Annotated in this window: 8 protein-coding genes; 5 read left to right on the forward strand and 3 right to left on the reverse strand. The window is 67.7% G+C overall.

The window, feature by feature from the left end:
• Window positions 1-57 precede the first annotated feature (57 nt).
• Window positions 58-3267: a bifunctional proline dehydrogenase/L-glutamate gamma-semialdehyde dehydrogenase PutA gene (gene putA / locus AC06FE_RS15445; protein WP_478073536.1), complete on the forward strand. Its 3210-nt coding sequence runs from the start codon at window positions 58-60 to the stop codon at window positions 3265-3267.
• A 255-nt stretch (window positions 3268-3522) separates the two neighbouring features.
• Here putA and AC06FE_RS15450 read toward each other — a convergent pair whose 3' ends face one another.
• Window positions 3523-4890 (reverse strand): outer membrane protein transport protein, encoded by a 1368-nt coding sequence (locus AC06FE_RS15450; RefSeq protein WP_478073537.1) that lies wholly within the window; start codon window positions 4888-4890, stop codon window positions 3523-3525.
• 205 nt (window positions 4891-5095) lie between these two features.
• On the opposite strand from AC06FE_RS15450, the gene AC06FE_RS15455 reads away from it, so the two are divergent.
• Window positions 5096-5788 (forward strand): rhomboid family intramembrane serine protease, encoded by a 693-nt coding sequence (locus AC06FE_RS15455; protein WP_192287900.1) that lies wholly within the window; start codon window positions 5096-5098, stop codon window positions 5786-5788.
• A 21-nt stretch (window positions 5789-5809) separates the two neighbouring features.
• Window positions 5810-6133 carry a DUF1820 family protein gene (locus AC06FE_RS15460; protein ID WP_446539772.1) on the forward strand — a complete coding sequence of 108 codons (324 nt, stop codon included), beginning with the start codon at window positions 5810-5812 and terminating at the stop codon, window positions 6131-6133.
• 42 nt (window positions 6134-6175) lie between these two features.
• Here AC06FE_RS15460 and AC06FE_RS15465 read toward each other — a convergent pair whose 3' ends face one another.
• Together AC06FE_RS15465 and AC06FE_RS15470 are read right to left on the reverse strand one after the other, a co-directional pair.
• Entirely contained in the window at window positions 6176-7651 is a 1476-nt protein-coding gene (locus tag AC06FE_RS15465; protein ID WP_478073538.1) for a S41 family peptidase, read from the reverse strand.
• Window positions 7652-7805: 154 nt separating this feature from the next.
• The gene (locus tag AC06FE_RS15470) at window positions 7806-9149 is read right to left on the reverse strand and encodes a murein hydrolase activator EnvC family protein (protein WP_478073539.1); all 1344 of its coding nucleotides are present in this window, start codon (window positions 9147-9149) and stop codon (window positions 7806-7808) included.
• Between the two features lie 46 nt (window positions 9150-9195).
• Here AC06FE_RS15470 and AC06FE_RS15475 point away from each other — a divergent pair, with 46 nt between their 5' ends.
• Both AC06FE_RS15475 and AC06FE_RS15480 read left to right on the forward strand, forming a co-directional pair.
• On the forward strand, window positions 9196-9852 hold the full coding sequence (locus tag AC06FE_RS15475) for a DUF4097 family beta strand repeat-containing protein (RefSeq protein WP_132865963.1): 657 nt from the start codon (window positions 9196-9198) through the stop codon (window positions 9850-9852).
• A 55-nt stretch (window positions 9853-9907) separates the two neighbouring features.
• Complete coding sequence (locus AC06FE_RS15480; protein ID WP_478073540.1) at window positions 9908-11629, forward strand: M28 family metallopeptidase; 1722 nt, start codon at window positions 9908-9910, stop codon at window positions 11627-11629.
• Window positions 11630-11888: the final 259 nt, after the last annotated feature.

Here is an 11888-nt window from a genome sequence, read left to right on the forward strand (position 1 = left end):
TGGGAAAACCGCCGGCAAGGATTAAAATGGCCGAATCCGACAACCCTGGTCCCAGGCATGAACGCAACACCTTCCACTGCTGTCGCTCCCTCCGCGGAAGCCCTGCTTTCGCCCGAGCTGCCACCGGTACCTGCCGCACTGCGACAGGCCATCACCGATGGTTGGCTGAAGGACGAAACCACCCACGTCCGTGAACTGCTGGCGCAGGCGCGCCTGCCCGCCGCCGAGCAGGCGCAGGTGCAGGCCACCGCCGCCGACCTGGTGCGCCGCGTGCGCGCGCGCGCCAAGAACCAGGGCGCGATCGAGGCCTTCATGCGCCAGTACGACCTCGGCAGCGAGGAAGGCGTGCTGCTGATGTGCGTGGCCGAAGCGCTGCTGCGCATCCCCGACCAGGAAACCGCCGACAAGCTGATCCGCGACAAGCTCGGCGAAGCGGACTGGAAGAAGCACATGGGCCAGTCCGACTCGGTGCTGGTCAATGCCTCCACCTGGGGCCTGATGCTGACCGGCCACCTGGTCGACCTGGCCGATGCCACCAAGCGCGACGTGCATGGTGCGTTCAAGAGGCTGATCGGCCGCGTCGGCGAGCCGGTGATCCGCCTGGCCGTGCGCCAGGCCATGAAGATCATGGGCCACCAGTTCGTCATGGGCCGCACCATCGACGAAGCGCTGGCGCGCTCGCACAAGGGTGACAACAGCAACTACCGCTACTCCTTCGACATGCTCGGCGAAGGCGCGCTGACCATGAAGGACGCGCTGCGCTACCTGGAGGACTACCGCCGCGCCATCCACGCCATCGGTGGCGACAACATCGCCCGCGGCGGCAAGGCCGACGGCGATGTCACCGCCTCGCACGGCATCTCGATCAAGCTTTCGGCGCTGTACCCGCGCTACGAGCATGCCAAGCGCGAGCGCGTGCTCAAGGACCTGGTCCCCGGCGTGCTGGAGCTGGCCCAGCTGGCCAAGTCCTACGGCATCGGCTGCACCGTCGACGCCGAGGAAACCGACCGCCTGGAGCTGTCGCTGGACATCATCGAGCGCGTGGTCAGCGATCCCTCGCTCAAGGGCTGGGAAGGCTTCGGCATCGTCGTGCAGGCCTACCAGAAGCGCACCCCGTACACGATCGACTACCTGGCCGACCTGGCCCGTCGCATCGGCCACAAGCTGCAGGTGCGGCTGGTCAAGGGCGCCTACTGGGACGCGGAGATCAAGCGCGCCCAGATCGAAGGCCTGGCCGGCTACCCGGTGTTCACCCGCAAGCAGAACACCGACGTGTCCTACATCGCCTGCGCCAAGCGCCTGTTCGGCCACAGCGACACGCTGTACCCGATGTTCGCCACCCACAACGCGGCCACCATCGCCGCGGTCAAGCAGATCGCGCAGGGCCGCACCTACGAGCACCAGAAGCTGCACGGCATGGGCGATGACCTGTACGCCGAGGTGATCCCGGCCGACCGCCTCAACGTGCCCTGCCGCGTCTACGCGCCGGTGGGTTCGCACGAGGACCTGCTGCCGTACCTGGTGCGCCGCCTGCTCGAGAACGGCGCCAACTCCAGCTTCGTCAACCGCATCACCGACGAGGACGTGTCCATCGACGACCTGATCCGCGATCCGGTCGAGGCGGTGTCCTCGTTCGCGTCCATCCCGCATCCCAAGATCCCGCTGCCCATCGACCTGCTGCGCAGCCAGAACCACGACAGGAACAATTCCATGGGCATCAACCTCGCCAACGACAACGACCTGCGTGCCCTCGCCCAGCAGTTGCATGCCGCCATCAAGCCATGGCAGGCAGCACCGCTGGTGCCAGGCGCCACCAGCACCGGCGCCACGCTGCCGGTGACCAACCCGGCCGACAGCCGTGAGGTGGTCGGCCAGTGGCAAGCCGCCGACAGCGCCACCGTGCAGCAGGCACTGGCCAACGCGGTGGCCGCGCAGCCGGCCTGGAACCGCACCCCGGCCGCCAGCCGCGCCGCCATCCTCGAGCACGCCGCCGACCAGCTGGAAGCCCGCATCGCCGAGTTCATGGCGCTGTGCGTGAAGGAAGCCGGCAAGAGCCTGCCCGACAGCGTCGCCGAAGTGCGCGAGGCGGTGGACTTCCTGCGCTACTACGCCAAGCAGGCACGCGAGCAGTTCGGCAGCGCCGAGAAGCTGCCCAGCCCGACCGGTGAATCCAACGAACTGCAGCTGCATGGCCGCGGCGTGTTCGTCTGCATCAGCCCGTGGAACTTCCCGCTGGCGATCTTCCTGGGCCAGGTCAGCGCCGCGCTGGCCGCCGGCAACAGCGTCATCGCCAAGCCGGCCGAGCAGACCAACCTGGTCGGCTACTACGCGGTGAAGCTGCTGCTCGACGCCGGCGTGCCGGAAGGCGTGCTGCAGTTCCTGCCGGGCGACGGCGCCACCGTCGGTGCCGCGCTCACCGCCGACCCGCGCGTGGCCGGCGTGGCCTTCACCGGCTCCACCGAGACCGCCCGCGCCATCAACCGCGCGATGGCCGCACGCGATGCCGCCATCGGCGTGCTGATCGCCGAGACCGGCGGCCAGAACGCCTTCATCGCCGACTCCTCGGCGCTGCCGGAACAGCTGGTCAAGGACGCGATCGGCTCGGCCTTCACCTCGGCCGGCCAGCGTTGCTCGGCCGCACGCGTGCTGTTCGTGCAGGACGACATCGCCGACAAGGTGATGGGCATGCTGGCCGGTGCGATGGCCGAACTGAAGATCGGCAACCCGGGCGAGCTGTCCACCGACGTCGGCCCGGTCATCGACGCCGACGCGCTGCAGATCCTCACCGACCATGCCGCACGCATGGACGCCGAAGCCCGCCTGATCGCCACCGCACCGCTGTCCGGCGAAGCCGCCAACGGTACCTTCTTCGCCCCGCGCGCCTACGAGCTGAAGGACCTGGGTCAGCTGCACAAGGAAATCTTCGGGCCGGTGCTGCACGTGATCCGCTGGAAGGCCGATCAGCTGGACGCGGTGATCGACCAGATCAACGCCACCGGCTACGGACTGACCCTGGGCGTGCATTCGCGCATCGACGAGACGGTTGACCGCATCGCCGCGCGCGTCAACGTCGGCAACGTGTACGTCAACCGCAACCAGATCGGCGCGGTGGTCGGCGTGCAGCCGTTCGGCGGCCAGGGCCTGTCCGGCACCGGCCCCAAGGCCGGCGGCCCACACTACCTGCTGCGCTTCGCCACCGAGAAGACGGTGACGGTGAACACCACCGCCGCCGGCGGCAACGCCTCGCTGCTGACCCTGGGCGACTGATCGCACTGCCGCAGGAACAAACAAGAACCCCGCGAAAGCGGGGTTCTTGTTTGGCCGCACCCACATGAAACAACGAGGGCCGGACCACCGCTGTTGCGGGTGCGGTTGCAGTTGTGGTTGCTGTTGCGGTTGCTCTTTCCCCTCCCTTTCGCGAAGCGAAGGGGAGGGCCAGGGAGGGGTGCCTTTGCCTTTGCCTCTCCCAAACAAAAAGCCCCGCTTGCGCGGGGCCTTCTGCTGCATCACTGCGGGGCTCGATCAGAACTTGTAGTTGATCGAAGCGGCGAGCACGTCGCCACCCACATCGTACTTGCCCTTCAGCGTGCTGCCAGTGGCCGAGACCAGGTTGATCGACGGCTCGTCGGTGAACAGGTGGGTGTAACCGAAGTTGAACTCGGTACGCTCGGACGGGGTCCAGCCCAGGCCGACCGACAGCCACTTGCGGGTCACGTCCGGCACGCGCACGTCACGGTGCTCGTTGCTGGTCGGGCTCTGGTCGTAGGCAACGCCGCCACGCAGGGTGAGGGTGTCGGACAGCTTGTACTCGGTACCGATCGAGGTGAAGGTCGTGTCGTTGTACTTGAACGGCAGCGCCTGGTCCGGCTGGTTCGAGGCGAAGTCGATGGTCACGGTGTCGAACGACGGCGACCAGGCGGTGCGGGTCACGTCGCCCATCACGGTCCAGCGGTCATTGATGCGGTGGGTCACGCTCAGGGTTGCCGAGGCCGGCAGCTCCAGGGTGGCCTTGCCCGAGGTGTTCACGTACTGGCCCGGACGTGCCTGTGCCAGCACGGCAGCGGCGGTCGGCGGCACGTTGAAGGTGGCCTTGCCGCCGGTGATCTTGTGCTCGACCTTGGAGCGGTAGCTCAGCGCGATGTTGGTGTCTTCGGTCGGGCTGAAGGTGCCGCCGATGGTCCAGCCGAAGGCATTGTTGTCGCCTTCCACCTTGTAGGAACCGTCGGCATTACCCGGACGGAAGCCCAGCTGCGCGCCACCCGGGCTGGCATACAGCGCGGTACCGAAGTCGATCGCGCTGGTCAGCTCGATGGTCAGGTGCTCGACGAACACGCCGGCGCCGAAGGACACGTACGGGTTCACGTCGTAGGAGAACGAAGCGCCCAGGTCGATGGCCTTCAGGTCGGTCTTGATGCCGTGGTAGCGGCCCACCCAATCCTTGTCGTATTCGGTGGTGAAGCCGAACGGCACGGTCAGCGACGCACCGAAGTGCATGTTGTCGTTCTCGCCGAACGGGATGTGCAGGTAAGCGGCCGGAACCGGCGCGATCATGCCGGCATCGCCGCCATTTCCGCCACCGATCGGGGTGCCGGTGCCCGGGCCGGTCGGGCCGACGTAACGGCCGCCTTCGCTCTTGAAGTCAGCCGAGAAGCTGATGGCGCTCACGTCGGCCTGGAACTGGCGGCCGTCCAGCAGACGCATCGAGGCCGGGTTGGTCGCCACGACGGAGGCATCGCCCCAGGCGCTGGTCGAACCTGCGAAAGCGCGGCCCAGGCCCTTGGCGCTGTTTTCCTTCAGCTGGAAGGCGGCAGCATGGGCGTGGCCGAAAGCCAGGGCGCCGGCGATGCCGACAGCCAGTGCGGTGACGCGGGCAAACGTGGAAGCGGTCATGTTCGAATGTCTCTCCGTAAACGGTGGTGGTCGTTTTTGCGCCTGCACTTCCAGTCCGCCAGGACGGCCTGGGAGCGCGCCGGAGTCCCCTCCCGACATACGACGCCGTATGCAGTATCACTCAGGGGCATTAACTAAACAATAACGTCGACCGGAAAAATTATGCCTCCCCCGGATGACGGTGCCGGGTTAGGCTTGCAGCCCGATGTTCGTCTCGATCCCCTCCCGCAAGAAGCCGGGCCTCCGCTGGGCCGTGCCGTTGCTGTTCACGGTCATCTGGCTGGCCTTTCTGTGGTCGATCTCACGGCCGGATGAGGCTCGCCGCTCGCTCTGGATGGACTGGGGCGCCTTGTCCACCGGCCTGGGCAACCCGCAGGACTGGTGGGCGGCGCTGAGCGACGGCAGCGTCCTGCGGCTGTTCACCGCGCTGTTCCTGCACGCCGATTGGCTGCACCTGCTCGGCAACCTGGTGTTCCTGCTGATCTTCGGGCTGCCGGCCGAGCGTGTGCTCGGTCCCTGGCGCCTGCTGCTGTTGTTCCTGGCCGGCGGTGCGGTGGCCAACCTGGCGGCCCTGTATGCGATGGGTACACCGGACCGCATCATCATCGGGGCCAGCGGTGCGGTGTCGGCGTTGATGGGCGCCTACCTGACCCTGTTCCCCGGTGCCCGGCTGGGCGTGGTGCTGCCCCTGGGCCTGTTCCTGGAGTTCGTCCGTGCCCCCGCCTTCCTGTTGATCGGGGTCTGGGCAGCACTGCAGGTGGTTTTTGCCTACATCGGCCCCAGCTTCGGCATGGTCGCCTGGTCGGCACATGTGGCCGGCTTCCTGTTCGGGATCGTCTACGGCCTGTACATCCGTGCCGCCATTGCCCGCAAGCTGCGCAAGAACCACGGCTTCTGAGCCGGCTTCTATAATCAGGCGATGAGCAGCAAACCCCTGTACAAGGTCACCTTCCTCAACCACGGCAAGGTCTACGAGCTGTATGCACGGCGCGTCGGAGGCAGCCACCTGTGGGGCTTCAACGAGATCGCCGAGCTGGTGTTCGACATCCACGACGGGCTGGTGGTCGACCCCACCGAAGAGCGCCTGCGCGAGGAGTTCGGCGACACCCGGGTGCTGCACCTGCCGATGCAGAGCATCGTGCGCATCGAGGAAGTGGAGAAAAAGGGCCAGTCCTCCATCCGCGACGCAGCCACCGGCGAGAAGGTAGTCACGCCCTTCCCGCTGCCCGGCAAGCCACGCTGAATCACCTGGAAAAAGGCCCCGCGATGCGGGGCCTTGTCTGTATTACTTGTCGCCGTCCACCGGCTCGGGCGTGTCAGCCGGCTCCACGGGCGTGGCCGGTGCTGCCTTCGCCGGCGCTTGGACAGCCTCCGGCTTGGCCGGTGCCGAGGGCGTTGCCGGTGCTGGCGCAGGTGTGGCGGCGGCGGGCTTTGCCTTTGCCGCGGCTGCCGCAGCGGCCTGCGCGGCGACCACCGAGCCGGGCTGCTTGAGTTCCTGCAACGCCTGCTGGATCGGCGCGTCACCCGGCAACACCACGCCGGCCTTGCCACCGTCGGCCTCATCGTCACCGTGCAGATGGCCGGGCAGGCTGGCTTCGCTGTAGTCGACCAGGCTGGGCGGCAGGTCCTTCGTGGCCTCGTCCTCTTCGGCGGTCAACTCCACCTCCGGCACGATGCCGGTGGCCTGGATCGACCGCCCGCTGGGCGTGTAATAGCGCGCGGTGGTCAGTTTCACCGAGTCGCCGTTGTCCAGCGGCAACACCGTCTGCACCGAGCCCTTGCCGAAGGTACGGCTGCCGACGATGCGGGCGCGCTGGTTGTCGCGCAGCGCACCGGCCAGCACTTCCGAGGCACTGGCCGAACCGGCATCCACCAGCACCACCACCGGCGCACCCTTGAGCAGGTCGCCCGGGGTGGCATCGAACCTGGCGTCGCTGATCGAGATGCGGCCACGCGTGCTGACGATGCCGCCCTTGTCGAGCAGGTCGTCGGCCACCTGCACCGCGGCGGTCAGCAGGCCGCCAGGGTTGCTGCGCAGGTCCAGCACCAGCCCCTTCAGCTTGCCGCCGGCCTGCGTCTGCAGCTGCGCCAGGTTCTTCTGGAAGTCGGCACCGGTATCGGCCTGGAAGGTACTGATGCGCACATAGCCATAACCCGGCTCCAGCATCCTGCTGCGCACGCTGGTGACGCGGATGGTCTCGCGCACCACGGTCACGTCGAACGGCTTCTGCTGGCCGCGCTCGATGGTCAGCACCACCTTGCTGCCGGCTTCACCGCGCAGCGGTTCCATCGCCTCGATCGCGCTGATCGGCTTGCCGTCGATCGCCACGATCAGGTCACCGGCGCGCAGGCCGGCGCGCGCGGCTGGCGTATCGTCGATCGGCGACACCACCTTGAGCGTGTTGTCGTCCTGCTGCAGCAGCTCCACGCCGATGCCTTCGTAGGCACCATTGGTCTGCTCGTCGAATGCCTCGGCGTCGGCCTTGTCGAAGTAGGTGCTATGCGGATCCAGTTCCAGCAGCAGGCCGCGCACGGCCGACTGCATCAGCTTCTTGTCATCGACCGGATCGACATACGCCGCGCGCACCGCGTTGTAGACGGCTACGAAACGGCGGATCTCATCCAGCGGTACGCGCGAGGTCACCGATTCCTTGGCGTCGGGATCGTCGGCCCGGGACGCCTTGTCCGGGGCGCTCTGCGCCAGCGATAGCGCGGGGGACAGGGCCAACAGCAGGGCAGCTGCAAGACGGGCTACACGCATGAACCACTCCATGAGAAAACGGATGCGTGCCAAGGCACGCCGGGTCCGATTATGCGCGAAGCCCGGCTAAATTCCCGTTGAACCCGGCCATGCCCGCCGCCCCGGCCGACATGTGCGGTTTAGCTGCGCGCCTGGCCCGTCAACGCCGCGTGTACTACTGGCGCTGCAGCCAGGTCGAAGGATCGACCGGCTGGCCGTTGCGGCGCAGCTCGAAGTACAGCGCGGTCACGCCCTGCCCGCCCGAGTTGCCGACCTTGGCCACGGCCTCGCCGCGGCGCACCCGCGCCCCGGCGTCACGCAGCAGGGCATCGTTGTGGGCGTACAGGCTCATGTAGCCGTTGCCATGGTCGACGATCAGGATCATGCCGTAACCGGTCATCCAGTCGGAGAACACCACCGTGCCGTCGGCCACCGCGTTGACCGTGCTGCCGGCCGGCGCACCGATCAGGACGCCGCTGCTGTTGCGGCCATCGGGGAGACGGCCGCCATAACGGGCCAGCAGGTTGCCCGACAGCGGCCAGCCCAGCCCGCCCACCCGGGGGGCTGGCGCATTGGCCACCACCCGCGGCGGCGTCTTGCCCGGCGCGGCGCGTGCCGCATCCCGCGGTGCCGTTGCGCCGTTCGCGGCCTGCCGGGATTGCGCGGCGGCGGCACGGCGGGCAGCGGCGCGGCGTTCGGCCTCGGCACGGGCAGCGGCGGCACGCAGGTTGGCCAGCAGGCGTTCCAGCGATTGCGCGTCCTTGCCCAGGGCCTTCTCGCGGTCGCTGCGGTCCTGGTAGCGCTGGTCCAGTTCGGCCACCACCGTGGCACGCTGGCGACGGTCCTGGGCCAGCGTGGCGGCATCGCGGCGCTGCTGCTCGCGCGCCTGCTCCAGCTCGCGGCTGCGTGCGGTGATCTGCTGCTCGGTACTCTCCAACGCCGTCAGGTCGGCCGTCAGCGCGGTGATGGCGGCGGCACGCTCGCGTTGCAGGTAACGGTGATAGGCCAGCTGCCGGTTGCCATCGGCCACCGTGTCCTGTGACACCAGCAGCTTCAGTGGCGCGTGGTTGCCCAACTGGTAGGCGCCGCGGAGCAAGGCCGCCAGTTGCCGGCGTTGCTGGGCAAGGCCGCCCTGCAGGGTGGCCTTGCGCTGCTGCAGCTCCGCCAGGGCCTGCTGCTCGCGGCGCACCGCGGCATCGGCCTCGGCCACCGCGCGGCCACTGCGCGCCACCTTCTGGTCGGCGGCGCGCAGCTGCTGCTGGGCCTGGTCACGCTGGCCCTCCAACTGGCGACGTTCCTGCGACACATTGCGCAGTTCACCGCGCAACTGCTGCAGCTTCTTCTCCGCATCACGGGACGTGTTCTGCGCCAGCAGCGGCCCGGCCAGCAACGCCAGCACCAGCAACCCGGAGGCCCGCAGGCGCGACGGGGCAGGCAGCCGGTGCAGGACGGGGCGGTGGCGGGTCTGGCGCAAGGGCGTTCCAGTGACTTCAGACAGATGCGGATTGTAACCAAGCATGGTGCGATCATCCCCTGTCCCCTGAACGCCCCGGCGGAGACCTTCCATGAAACGTTTGCTGCTCACCCTGGCCCTGGCCTCCCTCGCCCCGTTGGCCATGGCCGACGACGACATCAGCAAGGTCAACGGCGCCATCAGTACCAATGCCGGTACCACCTACCGCGACCTGGACACGGTGAACGGCAGCATCCACCTGGCCAGCGGCGTCAGCGCCCGAGGCGTGGAAACGGTCAACGGCAGCGTCCACATCGAGGACAACGTCAGCGCCCGCAGCGTCGAGACGGTCAACGGCGCCATCCGCAGCGGCCGCCAGCTGGTGTTGAGCGGCGGGCTGGAAACCGTCAACGGCAGCATCTTCGTCGACCGTGGCAGCCGCATCGGCGGCGACGTGGAAACCGTCAATGGAGGCATCGGCCTGGTCGGCACGCAGGTGCAGGGCAACATCGAGACGGTCAACGGCGACATCACCGTCGGCGTCGATTCGGTGATCAAGGGCGGCATCAAGGTGACCCGTCCCTCGTTCAGCATTTCGCTGACGCCGCCGCGCAAGCCGCGCATCATCATCGGCCCCAACGCCGTGGTCGAAGGCAACCTGGTGTTCGAGCGCGAAGTCACGCTGTACGTGCATGACAGTGCCCGCATCGGCCCGGTCAGCGGCGCCACGGTACAGCGGTTCTCCAGCGAGCGCGCACCGGCTGACTGAGCACCGTGGGCGCATCGCGCCTAGAATCGGGGTTCGATCGGAAACCGGAGTTCCCATGCCCCGCAAACTGTTGTTGTGTCTTGCCGCCAGTGCGGCGCTGGTCGCCTGCAAGGGCGAACAGGCCGCACCCGTCACCGCCGCGCCACCGGCACCCGCGCCCACCCAGGCGCCGACGCATGCCTTCGATGCGCAGATCAACGCCGGCGACTTCGGCGAACTGGTGAAGCAACTGGCCTCCGATGCGTTCGAGGGTCGGGCGCCAGGCACGCAGGGCGAGGAACTGACGGTCAACTACATCCGTGACCAGATGCAGCGCATCGGCCTGCAACCGGGCAACGGCGACAGCTGGTTCCAGGACGTCCCGATGACCGAGACCACCGCCGATCCCGGCACCGTGCTGAAGATCCAGCAGGGCGGGGCCAGCCGTGACCTGGCGTTCGGCACCGACATGGTGATCGGCACGCGCACCGGGCAGCCCGAGATCAGGATCGACAACAGCGAGCTGGTGTTCGTCGGCTACGGTGTCGACGCCCCCGAACAGAACTGGAACGACTATGCCGGCCAGGACTGGAAGGGCAAGACCGTGGTCATGTTCGTCAACGATCCCGGCTTCCACAGCAACGATGCCAAGCTGTTCGACGGCAAGCGCATGACCTATTACGGGCGCTGGACGTACAAGTTCGAGGAAGCCGCGCGCAAGGGCGCCGCCGCCGCGCTGATCGTCCATGACACCGCCGGCGCTTCGTACGGGTGGGACGTGGTGAAGAACTCCTGGGGTGGCGCGCAGTACGACCTGCCGGCGGCCGAGGACAAGGAACCGCGCCTGCAGGCCCAGGGCTGGCTCAGCGCCGAGGCGGCGCGCACGCTGTTCACCCAGGCCGGGCTCGACCTGGACAAGGCCTACCGCGATGCCAACAAGCGTGGCTTCAAGCCGGTACCGTTGCAGGCCAGCCTTTCGCTCGACCTGAAGAGCACCATCGCGCAGAAGAAGTCGCGCAATGTGGTCGGCGTCCTGCCGGGCAGCAAGCGCGCCGACGAAGCAGTGCTCTACATGGCGCACTGGGACCACCTCGGCAAGCACGAGGGCGAGGAAGGCGACAACATCTACAACGGCGCGGTCGACAATGCCACCGGCGTGGCCGGCATCCTCGAGATCGCCGACGCGATGGCCCACCAGGCCCCGCCGCCGGAGCGCTCGGTGGTGTTCCTGGCGGTCACCCTGGAGGAATCAGGCCTGCTTGGCTCGCAGTACTACGTCAACCACCCGACCTTCCCGCTGGACAAGATCGCCGGTGTCATCAACATCGACGCCATGTCGGTCAACGGCCGCGCCCGCGACATGACCGTCACCGGCTTTGGCAGCTCGGAGCTGGAGGACATCCTCAAGCCGCTGGCTGCCGCGCAGAACCGTACCCTGCATGCCGAATCCTCGGTGCAGAGCGGTTTCTACTTCCGTTCGGACCATTTCAACTTCGCCAAGGCCGGCGTCCCGGCGCTGTATGCCGACGGCGGGGAAGACCTGGTCGACGGTGGCATCGAAGCCGGCAAACGTGCCGCCGAGGCCTACGGCAAGGATCGCTATCACAGCCCGAAGGACGAGTACGACCCCGCCACCTGGAAGCTCGACGGTACCGTCGAGGACCTGCAGTTGCTGTATGGCGTCGGCAACCAGCTGGCCGGCGGCGACGCTTGGCCCAACTGGTACGAAGGCAACCCGTTCAAGGCCAATCGCGACGCGATGATGAAGAGCAAGGCCAGCAACGTCGAAGCAAAGTAAGCCAATCGCAGAACCGGAAACGGCGCCGCAAGGCGCCGTTTTTTTATGCCCATGCTGCGGGCAACGCCACGGCCCCATAGGCGCCCTTTCGGTAGGAGCGTCCTTGGGCGCGAAGCACGCATCCGAGCTGGGCCCCGGTGCCTTCGCACCCACGCCTATCACCCGCTCCAGCCATTCTCGTAGCGAAGCACATTCCGGCCTCGCGCCTGAAGGCGCTCCTACGTCGACGGTGGAGCAACGACGTTCCACGCGCGGTCCA

The organism is Stenotrophomonas sp. Steno-C18, from assembly GCF_056393195.1.

Bases quoted from the DNA above. Each gene is read 5' to 3' on its own strand.
- AC06FE_RS15470 (WP_478073539.1), bottom strand. From the start codon at position 9,149: ATGCTTGGTTACAATCCGCATCTGTCTGAAGTCACTGGAACGCCCTTG.
- putA (WP_478073536.1), top strand. From the start codon at position 58: ATGAACGCAACACCTTCCACTGCTGTCGCTCCCTCCGCGGAAGCCCTG.
- AC06FE_RS15455 (WP_192287900.1), top strand. From the start codon at position 5,096: ATGTTCGTCTCGATCCCCTCCCGCAAGAAGCCGGGCCTCCGCTGGGCC.
- AC06FE_RS15480 (WP_478073540.1), top strand. From the start codon at position 9,908: ATGCCCCGCAAACTGTTGTTGTGTCTTGCCGCCAGTGCGGCGCTGGTC.
- AC06FE_RS15460 (WP_446539772.1), top strand. From the start codon at position 5,810: ATGAGCAGCAAACCCCTGTACAAGGTCACCTTCCTCAACCACGGCAAG.
- AC06FE_RS15465 (WP_478073538.1), bottom strand. From the start codon at position 7,651: ATGCGTGTAGCCCGTCTTGCAGCTGCCCTGCTGTTGGCCCTGTCCCCC.
- AC06FE_RS15475 (WP_132865963.1), top strand. From the start codon at position 9,196: ATGAAACGTTTGCTGCTCACCCTGGCCCTGGCCTCCCTCGCCCCGTTG.
- AC06FE_RS15450 (WP_478073537.1), bottom strand. From the start codon at position 4,890: ATGACCGCTTCCACGTTTGCCCGCGTCACCGCACTGGCTGTCGGCATC.